Consider the following 25,058-nt stretch of genomic DNA (forward strand, 5'->3'; position numbering starts at 1 on the left):
GGACGCCGGACACCCGGCCCGGGGAGGAGCCCGCCGATGGACGCCACCTTCACCGCGGAACAGGACGAGATCCGCCGCACCCTCCGTGAGCTGCTCCTCAAACGCTGTGGCCCGGAGGAGGTCAGGGCCGCCGTACGGACCGCCGACGGTTACGACCCCGGCCTCTGGGAGACCCTCGCCCAGCAGCTCGGCCTCCCCGGCCTCGCCCTTCCGGAGGCGTACGGGGGAGTGGGGTGCACGACGACCGAACTCGCCCTGGCAGGTGAGGAGCTGGGGCGGGCCCTCGCCCCGTCGCCCCTCCTCGCCACCGCCGTGCTCGGCGCGCCCCTCGTGCTGGGCCTCGGCACCCCGAGCCAGCGGGCCGCGCTGCTGCCTCGTATCGCCTCGGGCGAGCTGACCGCCGCCCTCGTCGTACCGGGGGCGGCGCTGACCACCGCCCTCGGTCTGACCGGCGGCAACCGCGGCGACTGGGCGGGCGGCGGGCGGGCCGGCGGTGTACAGGCGCGGCAGGCCGACGGCGGGTGGCGGCTGTACGGGCAGGCCGACCAGGTGCTCGACGGACACAGCGCGGACCTGCTGGTCGTCGCCGCGCACACCGGCGGCTTCGCCCGCCCGCGCACCCTCTTCTTCCTGGTACGGGCGGGCGCGACCCGCGTACGGCAGACCTCCCTCGACGAGACCCGGTCGCAGAGCCGGATCCAGTTGAGGGACGTGGCAGCCGAGTTGCTGGGGGAGCCGGAGGGTGCGGACGTCGGTGGCGTGCTCGCCCGCGTGGGGGACTCCGCCGCCGCCGTCCTCGCCGCGGAGGCCGTCGGCGGCGCCGACCGCGTACTGGAGCGGACCGTGGAGTACGTCAAGCAGCGTGAGCAGTTCGGGCGCGCGATCGGGTCGTTCCAGGCGGTGAAGCACCGGCTCGCCGATCTGTACGTACAGGTCCAGGGCGCGCGCTCCGCCGCCTACTACGCGGCCTGGGCGACCGTCGAGGGCCGGGAGCGGGTCGGCGGACTCGCGCTCGCACAGGCTTTGGAGACGCTGCGCGTCTGCGCCTCGGAGGCCGTTCAGCTGCACGGCGGGATCGGGTTCACCTGGGAGCACGAGGCGCAGCTGTACTTCAAGCGGGCGGCAGGCGACGAGTTGCTCTTCGGGCCGGTGCACCGGCTGCGCGCGTACGCGGCCGAGGAAGCGCGGCTCTTCGGCGGCGGGGAGGTGGCGGTCTGATGGCCGTGTCTCCGTCCCGGCGGACCGGGGTGCGGCTGGTGCAGAAGGTGTCCTCGACCCGGGGCTTCGCCAAGGTCGCGCCGCACGTCGTGCCCGCCCTCGACCGTGCGGTGCACCGGCTCACGCGCGGAAAGGTACTGCTCAGCGCACAGATGCTGCCCGGTGTCATCCTCACGGCGCGGGGTGCGAGGAGCGGGCTGCCGAGGCGTACGCCGCTCGCCTGTATGCCGGAGGGGGATGCCGGGGGTGCCGGGGAGGTCGCGGTCGAGGGTGCGGGCGACGGCGCGGTCGAAGGTGCGGTCGACGGTGCCGTCGGGAGCTGGATTCTCATCGGGTCCAACTTCGGGCGTACGGACCATCCCGCCTGGACCGCCAATCTGCTCGCCCACCCGGACGCGGAGATCAACTGGAAGGGCCGGGACATCCCGGTGACCGCCCGCCTGCTGTCCGGCGCGGAACGGGACGCGGTGTGGCGGGCGCTGCTGGAGTTCTGGCCGCCGTACGCGACGTACCAGGCGCGGGTGGAGCGGGAGATCCGGCTGTTCCGGATCGTACGGAGGTGACGTACGCGCGGGGGCGTCAGGGGCGCGGACCCGGGAGCGCGACAGGCGGCAGTCCACCAGGGAATCCACCGGGGATCGGCCGAGGATCGGCCGGGGATCGGCCGGGGATCCTCCGGGGTGAACTACCGCCTGTGTGACAGGACATGGGCCTGGAAGCGGCGTGCTGGAAACGTGGGGAATGTCTGGTCGGTCCGTCTACTTGGTCGGCTTCTTGCCCGTCACACCCAGGTGCACCAGCAGGGCGAGGTTCGGCTTCAGTTCAGCCTGCTTGACACCCCACGTCTGGAAGCCCTTCTGGTGCGAGGCCACCGCCGCGAGCATCGCCACGAGGGAGCCCGCCATGGCCGCGGGGCTGACGTCCTTGTCGACCTTGCCCTTGGCCTGGAGCTCCTTGACCGTGTCCGTGAGGGAGTTGTTCACGGAGTTGAGGATCTTCATACGGATCTTGTAGAAGCGTTTGTCGCCCTCGGCGGCGCCCAGGTCGACGACCCGGAGGATGGCGTCGTTTTTGCGCCAGAACTCAAGGAAACCGTCCACGAGTTCCTGCGCGGTCTGCCAGCCCGCCTTGCCCACCCAGGAGCGTCCTTCGAGGAGCTCGGTCAACCCGGCGCCCTCGGCGGCCATTTGCTCGGCGATCTCCAGGACGGCACCTTCGACGTCCGGGAAGTACTGGTAGAAGGTCGCCGGTGAAGTGCCCGCCTTCCGGGCGACGTCGATGACTTTGACGTCGCGGTAGGGCGAGGAGCTGAGCATCTCGCTGAGGCAGTCGAGCAGCTTCTGCCGCGTCGCCTGCCCGCGCCGACCGGCCACACGGCCGTCGACGGTACGCACTTGTCCTGTCATGCCGTCAGCTTACCGAGGGGTGATCGGAGCGCGATTCGGCCGACTGCAAATGGGGTGCGCGGACCTGCGGGGCGCCGGAGGCGCCCGCTCTGCGGGATGAGCGGAACGCCGTTAGCTTGGCCGCATGGCTGGATCTGACTCTGCCGCGTTCGCCGAGGGCGTCCCCTGCTGGATCGACGCCCAGCTGCCGGACGTCGAGGCGGGCAAGCGTTTCTACGGCGGACTGTTCGGCTGGACCTTCGACTCCGCGGACCCTGCGGACCTCGCCGGCCCCGCAGGCCCCGCGGGCCGCACAGGCCCGGCTGGCTCCGCGGACCTCGCAGGCCCGGCTGGCCCTGCGGGCTCCGCAGGCCCCGCCGACTCCGCGGGTCTCGTAGGTCCCGCTGGTCCCGCTGGTCCCGCGAGCCGCGCAGGCCCGGCTGGCCCTGCGGGTCTCGTAGGTCCCGCTGGCCCCGCTGGCCCCGCAGGCCCTGCGGGCTTCGCAGGCCCCGCTGGCTCCGCAGGCCCCACAGACCCCACAGGCCCCACGGCGCCCGTCGGTCCGTCGGAGGATGCCGGTCCGTCGGAGGCTTCCGGTCCTCCGGGGGCCGCCGGTCCGTCGGCGGCTGGCGGTCCCTCGGAGGGTGCCGCCCCCTCCGGGACCGGGACCGGGACCGGGACTGGAGCCGGAGCCGGAGTCAGGGCGAGGGCCGGGGTCGAGGCCGGGGCCGGGGCCGAGGTCGTGGCCTCTCGGTGGGCCGACAGCCCGTACGCGGGGGCCGTGCGGGCGCGGCTCGGCGGGGAACCCGTCGCCGCACTCGTGCCGAAGCGGGACGGGCGGATGCCCACCGTCTGGGCGGTCTACTTCGCCACCCCGGACGCCCAGGACATGGCCGACCGCATCCGCAAGGGGGGCGGCCAGATCGTCACGACCCCCGTGCCGGTGGGCCCGTACGGGGTCGGGGCGCTCGCCGCCGACCCCGAGGGCGCGGTCTTCGGGCTCTGGCAGGCCGGTACGCACCCCGGTTTCGGCAGCAGGCGCGGAACCGGCACCTTCAGCTGGGTCCAGCTGTACTCACGGGACACGGCCACCGCCGACGCCTTCTATCCCGGCCTCTTCCGCGACGCCCTCTTCGGGCCCGGCGCCACCCGGGAATTCGGCCGCGCCCACATCTCCGACGTCTATCCCGCCGAGATGCCGCCCCACTTCCTCGTGCACTTCGGGGTCGAGGACTGCGAGGCCGCGGTCGGCGCGGTGGCGAGGCTCGGCGGCCGGGTCCAGGCACCGCCGTTCGACACCTCGTACGGGCGGGTGGCCGTCGTCAGTGACAATCAGGGGGCGTCGTTCGCGCTGCTGCAGCGCCGCGACGGGTGACGAGGCGTCCACGATGGGGGACGAGTCGTGCTCCAGCGCTCAATTTCAGGTTTCTGCGCCGTTGAAATGGGCGGTGCTCCAGGGCCGAAACCCGTGCGGGAAGCTCTGAAAGGCACCGAAAAGCCACGGCCGACGTTGAAAAGCAAGGTGGAGGCGGGGTGTTTGCCCGGGAATGGTGGGAGACATCCCGAATGGGTCCCGGGTTCGCAACCGGAGCGCAGGACAGGAAGAATCGGGGTGCGTGCCGCCGGAGCGGTTCGGTGGTGAGACGCTGCGCAGTGGCGATGCTGCGGCTGGAGCGGTGGCTGGAAGCGCGGCCGCGTACGGGGAGGTGGCAGGCAAGTGGTGGATCAGCTGACACAGCACGATCCGCGGCGGATCGGGCCGTTCGAGGTGCTGGGACGGCTGGGCGCCGGCGGCATGGGGCTGGTCTATCTCGCGCGCTCGGCCTCGGGCCGGCGCGTGGCGATCAAGACGGTCAGGACCGAGCTCGCCGAGGACCAGCTGTTCCGCGTCCGCTTCTCGCGCGAGGTCGAGGCGGCCCGTGCCGTCTCCGGCTTCTACACGGCGGCCGTCGTCGACGCCGACGCGCGCGCGGCCGTGCCTTGGCTGGCCACCGCGTACGTGCCCGCGCCCTCCCTCGAAGAGATAGTGACCGAGTGCGGGCCCATGCCGGCCCAGGCGGTCCGCTGGCTCGCCGCGGGCGTCGCCGAGGCGCTGCAGTCCATCCACGGCGCCGGTCTCGTCCACCGCGACCTGAAACCGTCGAACGTCCTCGTCGTCGAGGACGGGCCGCGCGTCATCGACTTCGGCATCGCCTCCGGTGTCTCGAACACACGTTTGACGATGACGAACGTCGCCGTCGGTACGCCCGCCTACATGTCACCCGAGCAGGCGAAGGACTCCCGCAGCGTCACCGGCGCGAGCGACGTCTTCTCCCTCGGCTCGATGCTCGTCTTCGCCGCCACCGGCCACGCGCCCTTCCACGGCGCGAACCCCGTCGAGACCGTCTTCATGCTGCTCAGGGAAGGCCCGGACCTCGAAGGGCTCCCCGACGAACTGCGCCCGCTGATCGAGTCCTGCATGCAGATGGACGCGACAGCCCGCCCCAACCCGGCCGACCTCCAGGCCCAACTGGCACCCCACCTCTTCGGCTCCGGCTCCGACGACAGCGGTACCGCGTCCGCGTGGCTGCCCGAGCGGGCCGTCAGCCTGATAGAGACACGACGTGGCGGCCGGCCCGCCCCGAAGCCCCCGACCGGCCGCAGCGGCGGACGCGGAGTGGCCGTGGTGCCGCCCCCGCCGCCCCACGACCCGCCTATCCCGCCCATGCCGTCGTCCGGACCGCCGCGCATGCCCGTCGGCGCGGGCGTCGGCCGGCCCGGTGGCGCGCCCGACGCCGGGCCCGTACGCCTCGCCGGTGCGCAGGTGCCGATCGGTCCCGGCCCGCGCGTCGCCGACGCCCGCGCGGCGGCGGTGAAGGCGCCTCCTCCGGAGGCCGGACTCGCGGCGGCCTGGTCCCGCTCGCGCCCCGGCGTGAACGGCGCCGAGCCCGTGGCGGCCGTCCCCGCGCCCGCCGGACCCGACGGCTCCTCCTCCTCTTGGCGGCCGTGGCGCTTCCGTATGTCGAACGACGTGTGGGGGACGCCCGCCGTCGCCGGAGACCTCGTCTACGTCACCTCCTTCGAGGTGCACGCCCTGGACGTGGCCACCGGCCGGCGCCGCTTCAAGACACGGGACGTCGCCTGGTCGATGGCGGTCGCCGACGGCCGCGTGCACGCCTCCGACGGGCCCACGCTCTTCGCCCTGGACGCCCGCGAGGGCACCGACCTGTGGCGGCTGCCGACCGACGCCTGGGTGTACTCCCTCAAGGCCGACCGCGGCACGGTCGTCACCGGAACGCGCGGCGGCGGCGTACAGGCCTGGGAGGCCGCCAACGGGCAGAAGCTCTGGGAGATCACCGGCGCCCAGACCGACTTCGAGTCGCCGGAGGCCGGTCCCGCCGTCCACGACGGCACGGTGTACGTCTGGAAGGACGCCCGGCTGCGCGCCCTCGAAGCCCGTACGGGGGAGGAGCGCTGGTCGTACCCGATCGGCGACGCGGCCTCCTGCGGGGGCGTGCCCGTCCGCATCACGCACGCCGACGACGGATACGTGTACGTGTCCGCCGGGACGCGCGTCCTCGCCATCGACATCGCCGGCGGGCACGTGCGCTGGCACTTCGAGGCGCCGGCGGTGTTCCTGAGCGCGCCCACGTTCGCGCCGGGGCCCGCCGTCACCGGGGGCGGGGTGTACCTCGCCGACTACCTCGGCACGGTGTACGCGCTCGACGCCACCGACGGCCGTGACCGGTGGCGCATCGCGACGGAGGCGCGGTCCTCCATCGACCCGGTGCTCGTTTCGGCAGGACACGTCCACGTCGGCAGCGGCAAAGGGCTCTACACCCTGGACGCGGTCACCGGCACACCCAAGTGGCGCTTCCAGGCGGGCGGCGACCTGGTGGGGGCGCCGGCCGTCGCCGACGGCCGCATCCACTTCGGCTCGACGGACCACCTCCTGTACACCCTGAAGGCGGACGACGGCCGGCTGCGCTGGAAGCTCGCCACCGGCGGGGAGATCACGGGGTCTCCGGTCGTCAAGGACGGGGTGGTGTACGCGTGCAGCAAGGACCGTTGCGTGTACGCGCTCGACGCGGAAAAAGGAACGGGCACGGCCCGTTCCTGAACGGGCCCCCTCAGGCTGCGCGCCACGTGCGGACCGGCGGGGGCTGATCGCGCCGTTCCCCGCGCCCCTGAGGGGCGGGGGCCGCGGGTCCATGGCATGTGCGGGCCCGGTGGGGGTTGGCCGCGCCGTTCCCCGCGCCCCTGAGGGGGCGGGTGGCTCCGGCCGGGTCTTGACCGCGGGCCGGTGGGGGGCGTTCGCGCCGTTCCCCGCGCCCCTTAAGGGCGAAGGGCGGGGGTGTCGGCCGGAGGCTTGGCTGCGGGCCGGTGGGGGTTGCTCGCGCAGTTCCCCGCGCCCCTAAAGACCAAAGCGGGGCTGCGCCCCCGCCTTTGCCTTTAGGGGCGCGGGGAACTGCGCGCTCAGCCACGACGCACCCGCAGGCAAGACGCAGGCGTCACCCCACCCCCCCCCAGGGGTGCGGGGAACTGCGCGGGCAGCCCCCACCGGGCCGTACGGGGGCTCAGCGGGTTCGGAAGGTTCTGGGGCGCGTGGCGAACAGGGGGGCCTGGGACTCGGGGGGCAGGTTGCCCAGGGTTATCAGGTGGGGGGCCTGGGACAGGGCCGTGGATCGGGTGGCTTCCTGGGCCGTCCACAGGGCCCGGACCGTGCCCTGTACCGCCGCGGGCGGATAGGAGGCGATGACGGTCGCACAGCTGATCGCCGCCGTCACCGCCTCCCCCCGCCCCGTCACCTCCGACACCAGCCCCACTTCGTACGCCCGCCGCGCGGAAACCCGTTCGGCCGTTCCCATCAGGGCCATGCGGGCCACCTCCCCGAACGGTGTCCGCTGGGCCAGGTACACGGACTCGTACGCGCTGACCATGCCGTACGTCGTGTGCGGATCGAAGAACGTGGCTGTCTCGTCCGCGATCACGAAGTCCGCCTCGCCGAGCAGGTAGAACGCCCCGCCGCAGGCCATCCCGTTCACCGCGGCGATCACCGGCTTCCACAGGCCGGACGCCTTCGGGCCGATCGAGGCGAGTGGGTCGTCCAGCATGTACGGAGATCCCGGCTGCGGGACTTCCGCGTCGCGGTCGAGTCCTGTCGAGAAGGCCCGGTCGCCGGCCCCGGTGAGGACGATCGCCCGTACGGTGTCGTCGAATCTGAACTCCGCCCACAGCGACTTCAGTTGTGTCGTCATCTCCAGGTCGATGGCGTTCAGGCGTTCCGGGCGGTCCAGTGTCACCACCGCGACGCCGGTGTCCTTGTCGGTGGTGGTCCGCAGGGCCGTCATGGCCGCTCCAGCACCCAGCGCGGCAGCCGGAAGCCGTCCCGGCCGTCCCCACCGCCGGTGCCGAACACCACCTGTACCCGCGCCCCGATCCGGATCCGTTCCGCCGCGACCGAGTTGAGCGCCGCGTCGGGCCCGCTGACGAGGTTGCCCACCAGCCGGATCCGCGGGGCGTCCGCCAGTTCGACGACGATCACGTTGTACGGGGCCTGTGCCGCGTAGTCCGGCAGGAGCGGGGGGTGCGGGATCACGTACGACCAGATACGGCCCCGGCCGCTCATCCTGCGCCACTCGCTGTCGAAGGAGTGGCAGTGCGGGCAGCAGGGGCGGGGCGGGAAGCGCAGTTCCCCGCAGCCGGGTTCGGCGCAGGCCTGGACGCGCAGCTCGCTCCTGGCCGCGTACTCCCAGAAGGGGGCGCCGTCGTCGTCCACCACGGGTGTGAGCATCTGGGCTCCTAGGTCGACTCGGTGGCTCGGTGGCTCGGTTCCTCGGTCTCTCGGTTCCTCGGTCTGTCAGTTCCTCAGGAGCAGCGCCGACGTCGGGACGCCCTCGCCCGCGGTGACCAGGCAGGTCGCCGCGCCGGGCACCTGCGCCGTACTGGTCCCCCTGAGCTGCTTCACGCCCTCGTTGATGAGGTTGAAGCCATGGACGTACGCCTCGGAGAGTCCGCCCCCGCTCGTGTTCAGCGGCAGCCGGCCGCCGATCTCCAGGGCGCCCCCTTCGGTGAACGCGCCGCCCTCGCCCCGGCCGCAGAAGCCGTAGCCCTCCAGGGAGAGCGGGATGAGCGGGGTGAACGCGTCGTAGATCTGGGCGACGTCCACGTCCTCGGGGGTGAAGTCGGCCTGCTTCCAGAGGTGGCGGGCGGCCGTCCAGGCGGGGCCGGTCAGCGGGTCGTCGTTCCAGTAGTTGACCATCCCGTGGTGCTGGGCGGGCAGGCCCTGGGCGGCGGAGTGCACGTACACGGGTCTGCGGCGGCAGTCGCGGGCGCGTTCGGCGGAGACGATCACGCAGGCGAGCGCCCCGTCCGTCTCCAGGCAGTTGTCGAAGAGGCAGAGCGGCTCGCTGATCCAGCGCGAGGTCATATACATGTCCCGGGTCAGCGGTCGCTCGTACATCATCGCGGCGGGGTTCTGGTTGGCCCGGTTGCGGCAGGCGAGCGCCACGTTGAAGAGGTGGTCGCGGGTCGCCCCGTACTCGTGCAGATAGCGGCGGGTGAGCATGGCTATCTCGTCGGCGGGGCGCAGGAGGCCGAAGGGGCGGGTCCACTGGGCGGGGGTGGGGAGCTGGACGGCCGTGTTCTTCCACGGGCGCGGTCCGCTGCCGCGTTTGCGTGAGCGCCAGGCGACGCCGACCGTCGCCTGTCCGGTGGCCACCGCGGACGCCAGATGCGCGACCGTGGCGCACGAGCCGCCGCCCCCGAAGCCGACCTTGCTGAAGAAGCTGAGGTCGCCGAACCCGACGGCCTTGGCGACCTCGACCTCGTCGGTCTCCTCCATGGTGTAGGAGGCGAGCGCGTCGACCTCGGCCGGTGCGATCCCCGCGTCGTCGAGTGCGGCGAGGATCGCTCGACAGGCCAATGTCTTCTCGCTGTCCGGGAGTTGCTTGGCGAAAGGCGTCTCCCCGATCCCGACGACGGCCGTCGCGTCCTTGAGTCCCGCTGCCCCTGTGCCCGCCCCTGCCCGTGCCATGGACGCACCTCCACCCTGGTCCACGAATGCTGACAGGGCGTCAGGCTACAGCTAATCTGACGGGTAGTCAGCTAGTGGTCGTCCGGCTGATCGGCCGGTCGGTTCGATCGGTTCGGTCGCCCGGCGGCGGAGGGAGGCCTGCTGTGCGCGGTGACTTGGAGTGGGAGACGATCCCGGGGCTCGTGCGGGCGGCGGCCGAGCGGTACGCGGACGTGGAGGCGGTCGTCGAGGGCCGTACCCGCGTCACGTACGCGGAGCTGGGCGCCCGGGTGGAGCGCGCGGCGGCGGCCTGCGTCGCGAACGGCGTGCGGACCGGCGACCGGGTCGCCATCTGGGCGCCCAACACCCTGGACTGGATGGCGTCCGCCCTGGGCGCGGTGTCGGCGGGCGCGGTCCTCGTCCCGCTGAACACCCGCTTCAAGGGGACGGAGGCCGCGTACGTACTGGCCCGGAGCCGCACGAAGCTGCTGTTCGTGACGGGTACGTTCCTGGGCACCTCGTACGTGGCGTCCCTGCGGCGGGCCTGCGCCGAGAGCGAGGAGCCCGCCGACGCAGGTGCTGACGCGGCCACCCGTGCGGGTCGTGGCGCGGGGCCTCTCCCGGGGCTTCCGCATCTGGAGCAGGTGGTCGTCCTGTCCGACGACGCCCCCGCCGACTTCCGTACCTGGAAGGACTTCCTGGCGAGCGGGGACGGCGTGGGGGAGGCCGAGGTGCGGGCACAGGCCGCGGCGCTCGACCCGTCCGCCCCCTCGGACATCATCTTCACCTCGGGCACCACGGGCCGGCCCAAGGGCGCCGTGATCACCCACGCACAGACCCTGCGGGCGTACGACGTCTGGTGCGAACTGGCCGGTCTGCGCGAAGGCGACCGCTATCTGATCGTGAACCCCTTCTTCCACACCTTCGGCTACAAGGCGGGCGTGATCGCCTGTCTGATGCGGGGCGCGACGATGATCCCGCAGCCGGTCTTCACCGTGGACACGGTCCTCGCGAACGTGGCCTCCGAACGCATCTCGGTGCTCCCCGGCCCGCCCACCCTCCACCAGTCCCTCCTGGACCACCCCCACCGTGACGCGTACGACCTCTCCGCCCTGCGGCTGGTGGTGACGGGCGCGGCGGTCGTGCCGCTGCTGCTGGTGGAGCGGCTGCGGGCGGAGCTGGGCGTGGGCACGGTCCTCACCGCCTACGGGCTCTCCGAGGCCAGCGGGATCGTCACGATGTGCCGCCGCGGCGACGAGCCGGACGTGATCGCGTCCACGTCCGGCCGCGCGATCCCCGGCACGCAGGTGCGGGTCGTGGACGGCGAGGGCACGGCCGTCGCCCCCGGCGTCCCGGGCGAGGTCCTGGTCCGCGGATTCAACGTCATGCGCGGCTACTACGAGGACACCGCGGCCACCTCGGAGGCGATGACCCCGGACGGCTGGCTCCGCACGGGCGACATCGGCGTCCTGGACGCGGCCGGCAACCTCCGGATCACCGACCGCATCAAGGACATGTTCATCGTCGGCGGCTTCAACGCGTACCCGGCGGAGATAGAGCAACTCCTGGGCCTGCACCCGGACATCGCGGACGTGGCGGTCATCGGCGTCCCGGACGCGCGGCTCGGCGAGGTCGGCAAGGCCTATGTCGTACGCCGTCCGGGCGTCCCCCTCACCGGTGACGACCTGATCGCCTGGGCGCGCCGCGAGATGGCGAACTACAAGGTGCCCAGGGCGGTGGAGTTCGTCGGCGAACTGCCCCGGAACGCGAGCGGGAAGGTCGTGAAGGGAGAGCTGCGGAAGCGGCGTTGAGGGGCCCCGCCCTGTGCGGGCGGGACCCCGGTCGCCGACGCGCTCACGCGCCCGTGCGCTATTCGCGGGCTGACAGCGCGTGGGCCGGGGCCGTGCGCAGGGCCTGCCGGGTGGGGAGTTCGACCGTGACGAAGGCCGTGGTGAGCACGGTCAGCGCGACCGCCGGGAGCAGCCACACCGGGCCGGCGGGCCACGGCCGGTCCAGGAAACCGATGCCGAGCAGCACGAGCGGGATCGCGGACAGCAGCAGCCCGGTGGCGAGGGCGGCGACCCCGATCACCGCGGCCTCACGGCGCATCATCGCGAGGATCTGGCGCGGGGTCGTGCCGTTGAGGCGGAGCGTGGCGATCTCGTTGCGCCGCTGGGCGGTCGTGGCGACCAGCTTGTTGGCGATGGAGAGGAGCAGGTAGCCGAGGAGTACGACGATGGTGGCGAGGTTGATCCAGACCGTCGCCGGTGCGTCGCTCAGACTGTCGCCGGACCCGGTGTCGGTGGACGCCAGGGCCAACCCCGGCCGGGAAGCCGCCAGTTCGGCGAGGTTGCGCTGCGCGGCGGCGGTGCCGTCGGTGCGTACGAGGATCCTCTGGTCGAGGCCGGCGGTGGTGTGCCCCGCGACGAGGTCGTGGGAGAGCGCGACCGGGCCGAAGCCGAGGCCGCGGTCGTAGACGGCGACGACCTTCGGGCTGACCCGGCTGCCGTCCCCGAGGACGAGGGTGATCCGCTTGCCGACCCCGGCGTCACGGGCACGGGCGGCCTCACTGTCGACGGCGACCGTGTCCCCGGTGAGCCCGGCCAGGCCGCCGTCCCGTACACCGAGGTCCAGGACGTCCTGCGCGGCCGGGGTCAGGATCATCGCGGAGGCGGCCTCGACCTCCGGTTCGCCGAACATCTCGTACTCCCACACGACCGTGGTGTCGCTGACCGGAGCCGCCGCCCGTACACCGTCGGCCTTCCTGACGTCCGCGAGGGTGCCCGCGGGCACACCGCCGAGCCCTGGTGCGCTCAGGCTCTGCTGGGCGAGGGTGCCGGTGCGGGTGTCCTGCGCGGTGGCGCTCATGACGGTCGTCTGGGCGAGGGTGTAGGTCAGGACGAACACGACCGCCATGGCGAGGGCGCTGACGACCCCCGACAGCCGTAGCGCGTACCCGCGGATGTTCGCCACCGCGAGCCAGGTCGGGGCCGACACCCCGGGCCGCAGCCGCCGGGCCGCCGTGTCCCCGATGCCCTTGACCAGGGCAGGACCCGCCAGGGCCAGACCGATCGCGCCGATGATGCCGGCCATGGAGGTGGCCGCCGCACCGAGGACCGTCCGGCTCAGCAGCGGCACCACCGAGAGGGTCGTCGCGGCGACGATCAGCAGCAGACCCGCGCGGATCCGGACCTTCGAGGGGGTACGGGGCTCCACGCGCGACTCGGCGACCGCCTCGGTGGCCGGCAGCCGCGAGGTGCGCCACGCGGCACCACGGGCCGACACCTGCACGGCGAGCCCCAGGAGGAGGACGGCGGCGAGCGCGGGCAGCGGGCTGTACGTGAGCGGCAGGCCGTCCGGGATCACCTCGCGGTCGACGAGCATCCGCCGGAACTGCCCGGCCAGCAGATAGCCGAGGCCCACACCGGGCACGACCGCCACGGCGGCGATGACCGAGGCCTGCGCGGCGGCCAGCCGCCTGATCTGCCTCGGGGTCGCGCCGACGGCCCGCATCAGGGCGAGGTCGCGGCGCTGGCCGCCGATCGACACGGCCAGGGCGCTCGCCAGCACGAACCCGATGATCAGCATGATGATCCCGGAGAGCGAACCGGCGAGCAGGATCAGCAGCGAACGGGCCGCGCCCGCGCCGGGGGAGGCGATGTCCCCGCGGGCGGAACCGGTGGAGACGATCACTTCGGCGCCGTTGTCCGACTCCTTGTCGGCCTTCTTGTTCGCGTCCTTCTTGTCCGCGTCGGTGCCGGCGTTCCTGATCGTCTCGCGGGCCGCCGCGGCCACCGAGGCCTGCGCGCCGGGCTCGGTGCGCAGACCGACGAGGTCGACGGTCCCGGCGCGCGCCGCCGTGTTGCTGCCGTCGCCGTCGCCACCGTTGCCACCCTCGCTGCCGTCGCGGCCGGACAGCCGTGCGGCCGTCGGGTCGGCGAAGAGGATGCCGGCGCCCGGGGCGTCGACCACCGCCGTGACGCGGTACCGGGCGGCGGCCCGCCCGGCCGCGACGACCTGGACCCGGTCGCCCACCCGGGCATGCGCGGCCTCGGCCGTCGCCCTGTCGAGCGCCACCTCGGCGGCGTCGGACGGCTGGTCGCCACCGACCTTCTCCGGGTCCGTGAGCAGCTTCGTCGACGACCAGCCGTGCCCGGCCGTCCGCGGCTCCTCGGCCGGTACGACGCGGCCGTCGGCGTCGATGACGGCGGCGGGGAAGCTGACGTCACCGACCGCCGCGGTGACACCGGGCAGTTCGGCGAGCCGGCCGACCAGGGCGGCCGGGACCGTGCCGCGTTCCGGGAGGGCGATCGGCAGGTCACCGGCCGGATGGAAGCTCTGGTCGGTGGAGACCACGACGTCGGCCCCGGCGAGCCGTCCCGCCGGCAGCTGGGAGCGGAGACCGGACTCGGCCAGTACCCCCGTGCCGGTGATCAGTGCCGCGCCGCCGAGCACCGCGCACGCCACCGCGATCAGGGCGGTGATCCGGTGTCCTGCCATACGGACCGCGAGATGCAGCATGGTTCTAGACCTCTCCCAGCTTGACGAGACGGTCGGCCAGTTCGGCGGCGGTGGGCCGGTAGAGGCGCTCGACCACCCGGCCGTCGGCCATCACCACCGCGTGGTGGGCCTGGGCGGCGGCGGCCGGGTCATGGGTGACCATCACCACCGTCTGGCGCAGCTCGTCGACCAGTTCGCGCAGCAGGCCCAGCACCTCGTGGGCGCTGCGCAGATCGAGGGCGCCGGTCGGCTCGTCGGCGAACACGACGGCGGGCTTCGCCACCAACGCCCGTACGATCGCGGCCCGTTGCTGCTGGCCTCCGGAGAGTTCGGCGGGCCGGTGCGACATCCGGTCGGCGAGACCGACCCGCTCGACCAGTGTGCGTACCCACTCCCGGTCCGGGGCGCGCCCGGCCAGCCGCAGCGGCAGTGTGATGTTGTCGGCGACGCTGAGGGCGGGGACCAGGTTGTAGGACTGGAACACGAAACCGATGTGCTCGCGGCGCAGTTCGGTGCGGCGGGTCTCGTTCAGCCCGCTGATCTCGCGCTCGCCGATACGGATGCTCCCCGAGGTGGGGGAGTCGAGTCCGGCGGCGCAGTGCATCAGCGTGCTCTTGCCGGAGCCCGAGGGCCCCATCACGGCGAGGAACGTGCCGTGCTCGACACTCAGCGACACGTCGTCGAGGGCGCGGACGCCTCCCGCGTACGTCTTGCTGACGTGTCCCAGCTCGATGGCCGGCGCGGTCGGCGCCGCCATCGGGTGGCCGGCTCCCGCGAGGACCCCGCTCATCGCCGGCCCCGCAGGTGACGGACGACGAGCGCGGTCACGCACAGGGCGGTGACCCCGCCGCAGACCAGGTGGACGCCGGTGGAGGCGGCGCTGTAGGAGGCCACCATATTGCCGACGGTGCTGATCACCAGGACCAGCCACAGCACCGTACGCACGAAGCGGTCCCAGCTGAGGGCTTCCTGGGCTTCCCGGGGAGCGTTCTGCCGCGCCGGGTCCGGGCTCCCGGGGAAGCCGTCGAGGCGGTAGGGGTCCGTGGTCGTCATGGCTGTCCCTCTTCGGAGTCTTCGAGCTTCTTCGGACCCTGCGCGGTGCGCGATGTGTGGTGCGTGGTTCGCGGTGGGCGATGCGCGCTGCGGGTCTCGCTGTCGTGGCTTCGAAGGTACGGATCAGGGCCCCGGCCGGCCGAGCCCGCCAGCAGCCCGAGTGGGGGTACAGCAGGCTGTACCTCTACGCTCCTCCACGACGGTGAAGCGGTCGCTCGTACGGGGCCGTGAACGAGCGAGAGAGGAGGGGCGGATGCCGACCCCGACCCCGCCCGGCGTACGCGATGACGGCGGCGAGGACAGGCCCGGGATCCGGGCCACCGTGGTGCGGGCGGCCGGTGCGGCCGTCGCCGCTCTCGAACAGCTCGTCGGCGGACTCGGCACCGCGCTGATGGCACTGCTCGTCCTCGTCTGGGCGGCCGTGACCGCCGTGACATCCCTGGTGGGCGTCGGACTGCTGATGGCACCACTCGTGCTGCGCGCCCTGCACTCCCTCGCCGGACGCGAACGCGACCGGCTCGGGCGGTGGGGACCCGAGATCCTGGGGCCCGACCCGGCGCCGACCGCGGTGCGGCTCGCCGTCGTCGACCCGACCACGCGCCGCGAACTGCGCTGGCTGGCCCGCCACGCCACGCTCGGTCTGCTGCTCGGCATCGGCGGCCTGTTGCTGCCGCTGCTGGCCCTGCGCGACTCGCTCTTCCCCCTCTACTGGTACCTGCTGCCGGAGGGCGCGACCAGTACGTCCCTCGGGATCGGGGTCGCGGAGACCTGGGCCGACGCCGCCGCCGCCGGCCTGCTCGGGCTCGGCTGGACCGCCATCATCCTCGGCCTCAGCCCCGGCATGGCACGCCTCCAGGCAAAGCCCGGCCGAATCCTCCTCGCGGCCGGGCCCGACACGGACCTGTCGCTGCGCGTCGCGGAACTCACCGCGACCCGGGCCGCCGCCCTGGACGCCCACGCCACCGAACTGCGGCGCATCGAACGCTCGTTGCACGACGGCACCCAGAACCGGCTCGTCACCGTCACCGTGCTCCTCGGCGCCGCGCGCCGCATGGTGGCCCGCGACCCGGCGGGCGCCGACGAACTCCTCGAACGCGCCCAGAGCGCCGCCGAGCAGGCCCTGTCCGAGCTGCGCTCGGTGGCCCGGGGCATCCTGCCGCCCGTACTGGCCGACCGGGGGCTCGCCGGGGCGCTCACCGGACTCGCCGCGAGCTGTCCCGTGCCCTGCCGGATCGACGTGGACGCGCCCGAGCGGTGCGCCGCGTCCGTCGAGGCGACCGCCTACTTCGTGGTCGCCGAAGCCCTCACGAACATCGCCAAGCACAGCGGGGCGCGGCAGGCGGCGGTCACGGTCCGCAGCGGTGGCGGACGGCTGCGCCTGGACATCACCGACGACGGGCGGGGCGGCGCCGACCAGGAGGGCGGGTCCGGGCTCACCGGGATCCGCGACCGGATCGCCGCGCACGACGGAACCCTCGAACTGGCCAGCCCGCCCGGCGGCCCGACGACTCTCAAGGTGGAACTGCCATGCGGATTGTGATCGCCGAGGACGACGCGCTGCTGCGGGAGGGGCTGGCGCTGCTGCTGCGTGCGGAGGGGCTCGACGTGGTGGGGACGGCCTCTACGGGTGACGGTGTCCTCGACGCCATCGACACGCACAAGCCGGATGTCGCCATCCTCGATGTGCGGATGCCGCCGACACACACCGACGAGGGGATCGTCGCGGCGGTCGAGGCCCGGCGTCGGCGGCCCGATCTCGCGGTCCTCGTGCTGTCGGCGTACGTCGAGCAGTCCTTCGCCACGGAGTTGCTGAGCGGTGGGGTGACCGGGCTCGGGTATCTGCTCAAGGAGCGGGTGGGGCGGGTCGAGGAGTTCCTGGACGCGCTCCATCGCGTGGCGGGCGGGGGTACGGCGATCGACCCCGAGGTCGTCGCGCAGTTGTTCACACGCAGTCGGCAGGACACGCGGCTTGAGCGGCTCAGCCCGCGCGAGCGGGATGTTCTCGCGCTGATGGCGGAGGGGTTGGGGAACGGGGCGATCGCTGGGCGGCTCGTGGTGACGGAGGGGGCCGTGCACAAGCACATCCGCAGCATCTTCGCGAAGTTGGACCTGTCGCCCGCGGATCAGGTGGATCGGCGGGTGGCGGCGGTTCTGAGGTACTTGGACGATGCGCGGCGCAAGGGCTGACGGGCCGTCTTGGAGTGCGTGGGTGGTGGGGTGCGTGGTTCGGTGCGGGTGGTTGCGCAGTTCCCCGCGCCCCTGGGGTGGGGGTGGTTGCGGCCGGGTGCCGAGTGCGGGCCGGTGGGGGTGGGCCGCGCAGTTCCCCGCGCCCCTTACGGGGCTTGGGCTTGGCTCGTTGGTACAGCAGGCGCTACCCCTGTGCGGGGGAGTGCACCAGTGCCTGCTGGGGCGCCTGCTTGATCGTGGTGCACAGGTGGGGTTCCTAGCGTGGTGGTCGTACCGCGACGACGGCCCGATCCCTACCGAGACGCTTGGAGCACGTGATCCATGAAGACCGAACTCACCTCCCGAGTGGTGGCCACGACCCTGGCGACCGTCCTGGCCGGCGTCGGCCTGACCCTGCCCGCGGCGGGTGCGACCGGGGCCACCGGCACCCCCGCGTACAGCGCCTCGCACGGCAGGGCGTTGCAGGCCGGCGTGGACGCGATCATGAAGACCGGGACCGTCGGGGTCGTGGCCCGGTCCACGGACCCGCGAGGTGCCCGGTACGCCACCGGCGGGGTCGCCGACCGGGCCACGCAGGCCGCCGTACGCCCCGGTGACAAGTTCCGGATCGCCAGCGCCGGCAAGACGTTCGTCGCCACGGTGATCCTGCAACTCGTCGGCGAGGGACGCCTGTCGCTCGACGACACCGTGGAGCACTGGCTGCCCGGAGTCGTCTCCGGCCACGGCAACGACGGCGGCGCGATCACCGTACGGCAGCTGCTCCAGCACACCAGCGGGCTGTTCGACTACACGTCGGACTTCCCCGAGTTCGCCGGCACGGCCGGCTACCAGGCCGAGCGGTACCGCACCTGGACCCCGGAGCAACTGGTCGCCGTCGCGATGCGGCACACCCCGCGATTCGCGCCCGGCGCCGGGTGGAGCTACTCCAACACCAACTACATACTCGCCGGAATGATCGTCGAGAAGGCCACCGGGCACACCTGGAACGAGGAGGTCACGAACCGTCTCATCCGCCCGCTGGGCCTGCGCGACACCCTTGCCCCGACCACCGAGTCCCGTATCCCCGGCCGCCATCTGCGCGGCTACTCCAGCTTCGACGAAGCGGGACCGGCGATCGACATCACCGAACTCAACGCCTCGGCGGGCGGCGCGGCGGGCGCAATGATCAGTACGACGGCCGACCTGAGCCGCTTCTACCAGGCGCTCCTCGGGGGCCGGCTGCTGCGCCCGGCGGAGCTGACGGCGATGAGGACGACCGTACCGGCCCCGGAACTGGATTCCGCCTGGCCCGGCGTGCGTTACGGCCTCGGCCTGATGAGCGTCCCGCTGTCCTGCGGCGGCGTCTATTACAGCCACGGGGGCAACCTCCCCGGCTACACCACCCGCAACGGCATCAGCGCCGACGGCCGCCGCACCGTGGTCCTGAACTCGACAGGCGACGGCTCGACGGACTCGTCCACCCAGGACACCCAGAACGCGTTGATCGACGACGAACTCTGCGCGTAATTCCGGGACGCGCCCCGGCTGCGCCCCCTCAGGGGCGCTTTTCAGGGGCGCGGGGAACTGCGCGGCTCAACCCCACCGGACCCGCAGATGAGGATCGAGGCAGGGCGTAGCCCCGCCCGTCAGGGGCGCGGGGAACTGCGCGCCCAGCCCCCACCGGCCCGCGGATGGAAACGGACCTACGTCGGAGTCGCCGAGCCGAGTGCCAGCGACTCCCGCGCCGCCGCGCGCAACGCGTGGATCTCATCCCGCGCCCCACGCCGCGCAGGCGCGCCCCGCCCCACCGCCCCCACCGTGTGCTCGGCCTTGCGGAGCCGCGCGGCCGTGGACGGGAACCTCGCGATCTCCACGGTGACGGCCCAGGTGTCGAGAAGCTGGATGATCGGCCCGAGACTGCCGGTGCGAGCGGCGGCCCCGATGGCCCCGTCGGTCTCGCGCTCCAGTTCGGCGAGCCGGTGCGGGGCAACCCGGATGACGGCCGCGCGAAGGGCGCCGGGGGTCCGTTCCGGCCGCGGAACGAGGGGTCTGCCGGGCTCGGTGGGCTGCGCTGTCATCGTGATCCGCACAGTACGGCGTACGGGCGCCCACCGCGAGGGCCGGGACGCCCCCGGCGACGAATTCCGGCCGGGCCCGAAAACCCCGGACACGACGACGGGCCGAGCGCCTTGTCGGCCAGGCCCGGCCCGGCCCGTCGGAGTCGCGGACGTCGCGGACGTGCTGGACGCGGTGGACGTCGGGACGTCAGTGCGCCGGGACGGCCGGCGCCTCCGGCACGGTCACGGTCACAGTCGCGATGTCGTCCGGCGCGGGCGCCGGCATGGAGTTGTCGGCCAGTGCCGGACTCGCGGCCGCGGCGGTGACGCCGAGCATCAGGGTGAGCGTCGTGAGGAACTTCTGCGTACGGGTCATACCGACTCCTGGGTGAGAGGGAACGGCCGGACGCCCGAAGACGCCGGTCACTTACGGGTCCTACGTACGGGTGCTACGTCCTGCCGGGCCGAAACGGCTCACGTCGCCGATCGGCCGGATCCTGCCCCGGACAGACCTCGGCCGCGGTGGCTCCCCCTCCGCGCCACCGCGGCCGATCCCCGTCGGGAGAAAGGTCTTCAGTTGTTGTCCTGTGTCGTCCTGCTAGAGCGACGGCGGCGTCGGCATCGGGTTGTCCAGCGTCGTGACGCCACCCTTGGCGGGCTCGCTCGGCATCGGGTTGTCCAGTGTGACGACGTCCGGGTCCTTCGGCGGCGTCGGCATGGGGTTGTCCATGGCCGTCAGGTCGGGCCCGGCCGGCGGTGTGGGCATCGGGTTGTCCATCGCGGTGAGGTCAGGTCCGGCCGGCGGCGTCGGCATCGGGTTGTCCATCGTCGTGATGGCTTCGTCCTTGACCGAGTCGTCCGGCAGAGCTCCGGCCGTGTCCTTCTGCTTGTCGCTCATGGGGTGACTCCCTTTTGCTGATGTTGACAAGTGAAGAACGCCCGTCCAGAGACTCCCCCGAGGGTCGCTGGACGGGCGTTCGGAGCCGCACACTAGCCGGTTGGGCTCCTGGTCAGACCGTCTGCCCCCCGACGCGACGGTGTGACAGGTAGAGACTGACGCGCGGAGATAAACGAATGCTGAACGTCTGCATCCGCCCTGGTGGGCGGCTCGTCGATCATGCCGCGGCGGCGGGGGTGAGCAGGGCGCGCACCGCGGCGGCCTCCTCGGCGCCGCTCTGTTCGTAGAGGTTGAGGGCCTCTCTCCAGCAGGCCGTGGCCCGGTCCACCTGTCCCAGGACCGACAGGGCCCGCCCCAGCAGCGTCAGGACGTTGCCCCGCATACGGTCACCGCCGATGCACCGCAGTGCGAGGGCCTGTTCGGCGTGTTGCGCCGCCGGCGCGGGACGGTGGGCGGCCAGATGGACCTCGGCGATACGGAAGTGGGTCGTCCCCTCCCAGAGCCGCTGCCGGTGGTCCCCGAGGATGCCCAGGGCTTCGGAGAAGTGGCCGAGTGCCTCGGAGTGCCGCCCGGCCATGTGCAGAGCGATGCCCACCGCGTAGTGGCCGTTGGCGAGGCGTACCGTCCGGCCGAATTCGGCATGGATGGAGACACCGCGCTGGGCGATCTCCACGGCCTTGCTGACGTTGCCCATGCCCAGGTGGGCGCGCGAGAGGTTGCAGAGGCTGGTCGCTTCGAACGGCCGGTTGCCGGCCGCCCGCAGAAGCTCTATGGCCTGGTCGAAGAACTCCTTGCCGTCCGCGTGCCGGCTCTGGTGCAGGCAGATGAGGCCGCGGTTGTTGGCGACCCAGCTGATCGCGGTGGCGTCCTGTGCGGCACCCGCGAGTGCCATGGCGCGCTGGGCCTCGTCCTCCGCCTGCTGGATGCGGCCGGAGACCAGGAGGACGTCGGTGAGGATCGTCCGGGCCCTGCCCTCAGCCCGGTCGTCCCCGGCGGCCCGGGTGGCGTCGCACATCGCCCGGGCCGTGGTCTCGTACTGGTGGGAGTTCGCCCCGGACTCGGTGAGGTCCTTGGCCGCCCACAGCAGATCCACCGCCCGCCGCAGGAACTCCGTGCCCGCCGACTGCCGTACGCAGGCCAGCAGCGGTGCCGCTTCCGTGTAGAGCCAGTCGAGCGCGGCGCTGCCGCCGGTGAAGGTCAGGCCCGGGTACTGCGTCGTCTCCAGGTGGTCCACCAGGCGGTCGCCGGGGCGCTCGATGGCGTACACGCCCGCGGCCGTGGCGAGGTAGAAGTCGAGCAGGCGCGACATCGCGGCGGCCCGTTCGCCCGGCGGGTGTTCGTCGCGTTCGGCGCACGCACGCGCGTAGAGCCGGACGAGGTCGTGGTAGCGGTAGCGGCCGGGCGCCGCGGATTCCAGCAGCGAGGTGTCGACGAGGGATTCGAGGAGTTCCTCGGTGTCGTCGAGGGGCAGGTCGAGGACCGCGGCGGCGGCGGCCAGGGACATGTCGGGGCCGTCCGCGAGGCCCAGCAGGCGGAAGGCGCGGGCCTGGGGCGCCTCCAGCTGCCCGTAGCCCAGCTCGAAGGTGGCCTTCACGGCCAGGTCGCCGGCCTGCAGTTCGTCCAGGCGCCGCCGCTCGTCGGCGAGCTTCGCCGCGAGGACCGAGACCGTCCAGGTGCGCCGGGCGGCCAGCCGGGAGGCGGCGATCCTGATGGCCAGCGGCAGGAAGCCGCAGGCCGCCACCACGTCCAGCGCGGACTGGCGTTCCGACTCCACCCGCTCGGCGCCGACGATCTTCGTGAAGAGCTGGAGGGCCTCCTCCGGCGACATCACGTCGAGGTCGACGAGGTGCGCGCCGGCCAGGTCGACCATCCGCACCCGCGAGGTGACCAGCGCGGCGCATCCCTCGGTGCCGGGCAGCAGGGGCCGGACCTGGGCCGCGTCGCGGGCGTTGTCGAGGAGGACCAGGACCCGGCGGCCGTCCAGCACCGAGCGGTACAGGGCCGCCCGCTCCTCCAGGCTGTCCGGAATGGACGAGTCCGGGGTGCCGAGCGCGCGCAGGAAGGCGCCCAGTACGGCCTCCGGTGCCGCGGCGCGCGCACCGGCGCCCTGCAGGTCCACGTACAACTGTCCGTCCGGGAAGGCGACCCGCGACTGGTGGGCGACGTGGACGGCGAGCGTGGTCTTGCCGACGCCGCCGATGCCGGCCAGCGCGGAGACGGCCATCACACGGCCCTCGGCGCTCGCGAGGACCTCGCACAGTTCGGAGACGAAGGACGAGCGGCCGGTGAAGTCCGGGACGGTCGCGGGCAGTTGGGCCGGGCGCACCGGGGTGGCCGCGGTCTCGGGGGCCAGTGGCGCCGAGGGTTCGGCGAGGCCCGGGTCGGCCTGGAGGATGCGCTGCTGGAGTTCCTGGAGTTCCGGGCTCGGGTCCACGCCCAGCTCGTCGGCGAGCAGCCGCCGGGTGTCGGCGTACGCGGCCAGGGCCTCGGCCTGGCGGCCCGAGCGGTACAGCGCCAGCATCAGCAGCCCGCGCAGCCGCTCCCGCAGGGGGTGCGCGGCGGTGAGCGCGGTCAGTTCGGAGACCGCCTCGGCGTGGCAGCCCTGTTCGAGGTCCATGTCGAGGCGGGACTCGGTGAGCTGGAGCTTCCACTCCTGCAGCCGGGTGCGCTGGGTCTCCGCGTACGGGCCCGGGACGCTCGCCAGCACCTCCCCGTCCCACAGGCTCAGCGTCTTGTTCAGCAGGGCGCGCGCATGGCACAGATCGCCCCTGCTCTTGGCCTTCTCCGCGTCGGCCGCCAGCTCCTGGGCCAGGGCGAGGTCGAGCGTGGCGCCGCTGCCGGAGGCGTCGGTGAGCCGGATCGCGTACCCGCCGGACTCGCTGACCAGGACGCCGGGGGAGAGGATCTTGCGCAGTCGCGAGGCGTACGTGCGCACGGCCGCCAGCGCCTGGGACGGCGGCTCGTCGCCCCACAGGGCGTCGATCAGCTCGCCGGACGTCGCCGTGCGGCCCTCGCGGAGCAGCAGGGCGGCCAGCAGGGCGCGTTGCTGCGGGGACCCCGTGGGCAGCGCCTGTGCCCCCCGCCAGGCGCGCACCGGCCCGAGCACGCTGAAGCGCAGGGCCACCGATTCCTCGGGTTCCCACTGCTCCGGTACTCGCGGTACACCGTCCATCGCTGTCCCCCTGCCGAACCGTCATGACAACCAGGCCAGTTTGCCTTGTTCATGGCGGATGCGTCAGCCGTGGGAGACACCGATCACAGGCCGCCATGCCAGATTCACGCAAGCCCACACAGGGCCCACACCCCCTCCCCGCAACCACGCGGGGCCGTACCCGCATTCCGGAGATCCCTCTCCAGTAGCTGACGCCCCGTCAGATCGGCGCTACCGTACAACGCATGGAGACCTTCCCGAAGATCATCTCGGTGGACGACCACACGGTGGAGCCCCCCAACGTCTGGCGGGACCGGCTCCCGTCGAAGTACCAGGACATCGGACCGCGCGTCGTACGCGCCCCGCTGAAGGAAATGACCTTCCTCGGCGGGAAGTTCGCCCCCGTCATGGGCAGCCCCGGCGACGACGGGCCGATCGGCGACTGGTGGGTCTACGAGGACCTGCACCGCCCGCTCACCCGCCTCGACACCGCCGTCGGCTACGACAGGGACGAGATCAAGCTGGAGATCATCACGTACGAGCAGATGCGGCCCGGCTCGTACGACGTCCCGCAGCGCCTCGCCGACATGGACGTCAACCACGTGCAGTCCGCGCTCTGCTTCCCGACCTTCCCCCGGTTCTGCGGCCAGACGTTCACCGAGGCCGCCGACCGCGAACTGGGACTGCTCTCCGTGCGGGCCTACAACGACTGGATGGTCGAGGAGTGGTGCGGGCCCGAGGCCCAAGGGAGGCTGATACCGCTCACGCTCATCCCTCTGTGGGACCCGCAGCTCGCCGCACAGGAGGTACGGCGCAACGCCGCCCGCGGAGTGCGGGCCGTCGCCTTCTCCGAGATACCTCCGCACCTCGGACTGCCCTCCGTTCATACGGACGAGTGGGATCCGTTCCTCGCCGCCTGCGACGAGACCGGCACGGTCATCGCGATGCACATCGGGTCGAGCAGCCGGATGCCCTCCACCTCCGCCGACGCGCCGCCCGCCGTCGGCTCCACCATCACCTTCGCCAACTGCTGCTTCTCGATGGTCGACTGGCTGATGAGCGGCAAGTTCGAACGCTTCCCGAACCTGAAGGTCATGTACGCGGAGGGCCAGATCGGCTGGATCCCCTACATTCTCGAACGCGCCGACGTGGTGTGGGAGGAGAACCGCGCCTGGGGCGGCGTCGCGGACAAGGTCCACCGCCCGCCCTCCGAACTCTTCACCGAGCACGTCTACGGCTGCTTCTTCGACGACGCCTTCGGCCTCAAGAACCTGGACGCCATCGGCGTCGGCAACGTCCTCTACGAGACCGACTACCCCCACTCCGACTCCACCTGGCCCGAGTCCCGCCAGGTCGGCGAGGCCCAGATGTCCCACCTGGACGCGGAAGTGGTGGACCGAATAGTCCGCACCAACGCGATAGAACTCCTGTCCCTGACGAAGGACGGCCTCTGGTCCCCGTGACACCCCCGCCCCCACCCCCACCCCCGAAGGGGCGCGGGGAACGGCGCGCTCAGCCACGACGCACCTGAGCCTGAACGCGGAGCCCGACCCCCACCCCCTAAGGGGCGCGGGGAACGGCGCGCTCAGCCACGACGCACCCGCACCCGCACACAACACCCCCACCCACCCCAATG

General features: G+C 72.7%; 20 protein-coding genes. 9 read left to right on the forward strand and 11 right to left on the reverse strand.

All coding sequences use genetic code 11. The features are described 5' to 3' along the window. Window positions 1–36: 36 nt before the first annotated feature. Window positions 37–1,218 (forward strand): acyl-CoA dehydrogenase family protein, encoded by a 1,182-nt coding sequence (locus tag C6Y14_RS06025; protein WP_107015449.1) that lies wholly within the window; start codon window positions 37–39, stop codon window positions 1,216–1,218. After that, entirely contained in the window at window positions 1,218–1,781 is a 564-nt protein-coding gene (locus C6Y14_RS06030) for a nitroreductase family deazaflavin-dependent oxidoreductase (protein ID WP_107015450.1), read from the forward strand. Before C6Y14_RS06025 ends, C6Y14_RS06030 begins: the two co-directional genes overlap by 1 nt. Before the next feature lie 195 nt (window positions 1,782–1,976). Here the strand turns inward: C6Y14_RS06030 and C6Y14_RS06035 are convergent, their stop codons facing one another. Continuing rightward, window positions 1,977–2,624 (reverse strand): TetR family transcriptional regulator, encoded by a 648-nt coding sequence (locus tag C6Y14_RS06035; RefSeq protein WP_107015451.1) that lies wholly within the window; start codon window positions 2,622–2,624, stop codon window positions 1,977–1,979. Window positions 2,625–3,345: 721 nt separating this feature from the next. Between C6Y14_RS06035 and C6Y14_RS44850 the strand changes: the two genes are divergently transcribed. Both C6Y14_RS44850 and C6Y14_RS06045 read left to right on the forward strand, forming a co-directional pair. Then, the gene (locus C6Y14_RS44850; RefSeq protein WP_225890926.1) at window positions 3,346–3,978 is read left to right on the forward strand and encodes a VOC family protein; all 633 of its coding nucleotides are present in this window, start codon (window positions 3,346–3,348) and stop codon (window positions 3,976–3,978) included. Window positions 3,979–4,320: 342 nt separating this feature from the next. Further along, a complete protein-coding gene (locus C6Y14_RS06045) occupies window positions 4,321–6,702 on the forward strand; it encodes an outer membrane protein assembly factor BamB family protein (protein ID WP_107015452.1) in 2,382 nt (793 codons plus the stop codon). A 457-nt stretch (window positions 6,703–7,159) separates the two neighbouring features. Here the strand turns inward: C6Y14_RS06045 and C6Y14_RS06050 are convergent, their stop codons facing one another. The 3 genes from C6Y14_RS06050 to C6Y14_RS06060 form a co-directional block, all read right to left on the reverse strand. Further along, on the reverse strand, window positions 7,160–7,933 hold the full coding sequence (locus C6Y14_RS06050; RefSeq protein ID WP_107015453.1) for an enoyl-CoA hydratase/isomerase family protein: 774 nt from the start codon (window positions 7,931–7,933) through the stop codon (window positions 7,160–7,162). Next, the gene (locus tag C6Y14_RS06055; RefSeq protein ID WP_107015454.1) at window positions 7,930–8,376 is read right to left on the reverse strand and encodes a Zn-ribbon domain-containing OB-fold protein; all 447 of its coding nucleotides are present in this window, start codon (window positions 8,374–8,376) and stop codon (window positions 7,930–7,932) included. The genes C6Y14_RS06050 and C6Y14_RS06055 overlap by 4 nt, the downstream gene beginning before the upstream one ends. A 66-nt stretch (window positions 8,377–8,442) precedes the next feature. Beyond that, window positions 8,443–9,618, reverse strand: coding sequence for a lipid-transfer protein (locus C6Y14_RS06060; protein ID WP_107015455.1), 1,176 nt, complete (start codon window positions 9,616–9,618; stop codon window positions 8,443–8,445). A 143-nt stretch (window positions 9,619–9,761) separates the two neighbouring features. On the opposite strand from C6Y14_RS06060, the gene C6Y14_RS06065 reads away from it, so the two are divergent. Then, window positions 9,762–11,408: a FadD3 family acyl-CoA ligase gene (locus C6Y14_RS06065; protein WP_225890927.1), complete on the forward strand. Its 1,647-nt coding sequence runs from the start codon at window positions 9,762–9,764 to the stop codon at window positions 11,406–11,408. 58 nt (window positions 11,409–11,466) lie between these two features. Here the strand turns inward: C6Y14_RS06065 and C6Y14_RS06070 are convergent, their stop codons facing one another. From C6Y14_RS06070 to C6Y14_RS06080, 3 genes are read right to left on the reverse strand one after another with little or no spacing between them, the layout of a single operon-like run. Next, entirely contained in the window at window positions 11,467–14,118 is a 2,652-nt protein-coding gene (locus C6Y14_RS06070; protein WP_107015457.1) for an ABC transporter permease, read from the reverse strand. Between the two features lie 4 nt (window positions 14,119–14,122). Continuing rightward, window positions 14,123–14,887, reverse strand: a complete 765-nt coding sequence (locus tag C6Y14_RS06075; protein ID WP_199854642.1) for an ABC transporter ATP-binding protein — start codon at window positions 14,885–14,887, stop codon at window positions 14,123–14,125. Continuing rightward, a complete protein-coding gene (locus tag C6Y14_RS06080) occupies window positions 14,884–15,150 on the reverse strand; it encodes a hypothetical protein (protein WP_107015459.1) in 267 nt (88 codons plus the stop codon). Before C6Y14_RS06080 ends, C6Y14_RS06075 begins: the two co-directional genes overlap by 4 nt. A gap of 253 nt (window positions 15,151–15,403) precedes the next feature. On the opposite strand from C6Y14_RS06080, the gene C6Y14_RS06085 reads away from it, so the two are divergent. From C6Y14_RS06085 to C6Y14_RS06095, 3 genes are all read left to right on the forward strand, one after another. Continuing rightward, complete coding sequence (locus tag C6Y14_RS06085; RefSeq protein ID WP_107015460.1) at window positions 15,404–16,690, forward strand: sensor histidine kinase; 1,287 nt, start codon at window positions 15,404–15,406, stop codon at window positions 16,688–16,690. After that, a complete protein-coding gene (locus tag C6Y14_RS06090) occupies window positions 16,678–17,337 on the forward strand; it encodes a response regulator (RefSeq protein WP_107015461.1) in 660 nt (219 codons plus the stop codon). Before C6Y14_RS06085 ends, C6Y14_RS06090 begins: the two co-directional genes overlap by 13 nt. A 321-nt stretch (window positions 17,338–17,658) precedes the next feature. Beyond that, window positions 17,659–18,843, forward strand: coding sequence for a serine hydrolase domain-containing protein (locus C6Y14_RS06095; RefSeq protein WP_107015462.1), 1,185 nt, complete (start codon window positions 17,659–17,661; stop codon window positions 18,841–18,843). 176 nt (window positions 18,844–19,019) lie between these two features. Here the strand turns inward: C6Y14_RS06095 and C6Y14_RS06100 are convergent, their stop codons facing one another. The 4 genes from C6Y14_RS06100 to C6Y14_RS06110 form a co-directional block, all read right to left on the reverse strand. Then, entirely contained in the window at window positions 19,020–19,394 is a 375-nt protein-coding gene (locus C6Y14_RS06100; RefSeq protein WP_199854643.1) for a DUF6247 family protein, read from the reverse strand. A 187-nt stretch (window positions 19,395–19,581) separates the two neighbouring features. Beyond that, a complete protein-coding gene (locus C6Y14_RS43960; RefSeq protein WP_159074181.1) occupies window positions 19,582–19,749 on the reverse strand; it encodes a hypothetical protein in 168 nt (55 codons plus the stop codon). Window positions 19,750–19,971: 222 nt separating this feature from the next. Next, a complete protein-coding gene (locus C6Y14_RS06105; RefSeq protein ID WP_107015463.1) occupies window positions 19,972–20,271 on the reverse strand; it encodes a hypothetical protein in 300 nt (99 codons plus the stop codon). 217 nt (window positions 20,272–20,488) lie between these two features. Then, window positions 20,489–23,443 carry an AfsR/SARP family transcriptional regulator gene (locus C6Y14_RS06110; protein WP_107015464.1) on the reverse strand — a complete coding sequence of 985 codons (2,955 nt, stop codon included), beginning with the start codon at window positions 23,441–23,443 and terminating at the stop codon, window positions 20,489–20,491. A 224-nt stretch (window positions 23,444–23,667) separates the two neighbouring features. Between C6Y14_RS06110 and C6Y14_RS06115 the strand changes: the two genes are divergently transcribed. Then, entirely contained in the window at window positions 23,668–24,885 is a 1,218-nt protein-coding gene (locus C6Y14_RS06115; protein WP_107015465.1) for an amidohydrolase family protein, read from the forward strand. The last annotated feature ends 173 nt before the right edge of the window (window positions 24,886–25,058 follow it).

It is taken from the genome of Streptomyces dioscori, assembly GCF_003024195.1.
GTDB lineage: Bacteria > Actinomycetota > Actinomycetes > Streptomycetales > Streptomycetaceae > Streptomyces > Streptomyces dioscori.

Excerpts from the sequence above, each read along its gene's own strand:
- C6Y14_RS06025 (WP_107015449.1), top strand. The coding sequence starts at position 37 with ATGGACGCCACCTTCACCGCGGAACAGGACGAGATCCGCCGCACCCTC.
- C6Y14_RS06030 (WP_107015450.1), top strand. The coding sequence starts at position 1,218 with ATGGCCGTGTCTCCGTCCCGGCGGACCGGGGTGCGGCTGGTGCAGAAG.
- C6Y14_RS06035 (WP_107015451.1), bottom strand. The coding sequence starts at position 2,624 with ATGACAGGACAAGTGCGTACCGTCGACGGCCGTGTGGCCGGTCGGCGC.
- C6Y14_RS06050 (WP_107015453.1), bottom strand. The coding sequence starts at position 7,933 with ATGACGGCCCTGCGGACCACCACCGACAAGGACACCGGCGTCGCGGTG.
- C6Y14_RS06055 (WP_107015454.1), bottom strand. The coding sequence starts at position 8,376 with ATGCTCACACCCGTGGTGGACGACGACGGCGCCCCCTTCTGGGAGTAC.
- C6Y14_RS06060 (WP_107015455.1), bottom strand. The coding sequence starts at position 9,618 with ATGGCACGGGCAGGGGCGGGCACAGGGGCAGCGGGACTCAAGGACGCG.
- C6Y14_RS06070 (WP_107015457.1), bottom strand. The coding sequence starts at position 14,118 with ATGCTGCATCTCGCGGTCCGTATGGCAGGACACCGGATCACCGCCCTG.
- C6Y14_RS06075 (WP_199854642.1), bottom strand. The coding sequence starts at position 14,887 with ATGAGCGGGGTCCTCGCGGGAGCCGGCCACCCGATGGCGGCGCCGACC.
- C6Y14_RS06080 (WP_107015459.1), bottom strand. The coding sequence starts at position 15,150 with ATGACGACCACGGACCCCTACCGCCTCGACGGCTTCCCCGGGAGCCCG.
- C6Y14_RS06085 (WP_107015460.1), top strand. The coding sequence starts at position 15,404 with ATGCCGACCCCGACCCCGCCCGGCGTACGCGATGACGGCGGCGAGGAC.
- C6Y14_RS06090 (WP_107015461.1), top strand. The coding sequence starts at position 16,678 with ATGCGGATTGTGATCGCCGAGGACGACGCGCTGCTGCGGGAGGGGCTG.
- C6Y14_RS06095 (WP_107015462.1), top strand. The coding sequence starts at position 17,659 with ATGAAGACCGAACTCACCTCCCGAGTGGTGGCCACGACCCTGGCGACC.
- C6Y14_RS06100 (WP_199854643.1), bottom strand. The coding sequence starts at position 19,394 with ATGACAGCGCAGCCCACCGAGCCCGGCAGACCCCTCGTTCCGCGGCCG.
- C6Y14_RS43960 (WP_159074181.1), bottom strand. The coding sequence starts at position 19,749 with ATGACCCGTACGCAGAAGTTCCTCACGACGCTCACCCTGATGCTCGGC.
- C6Y14_RS06105 (WP_107015463.1), bottom strand. The coding sequence starts at position 20,271 with ATGAGCGACAAGCAGAAGGACACGGCCGGAGCTCTGCCGGACGACTCG.
- C6Y14_RS06110 (WP_107015464.1), bottom strand. The coding sequence starts at position 23,443 with ATGGACGGTGTACCGCGAGTACCGGAGCAGTGGGAACCCGAGGAATCG.
- C6Y14_RS06115 (WP_107015465.1), top strand. The coding sequence starts at position 23,668 with ATGGAGACCTTCCCGAAGATCATCTCGGTGGACGACCACACGGTGGAG.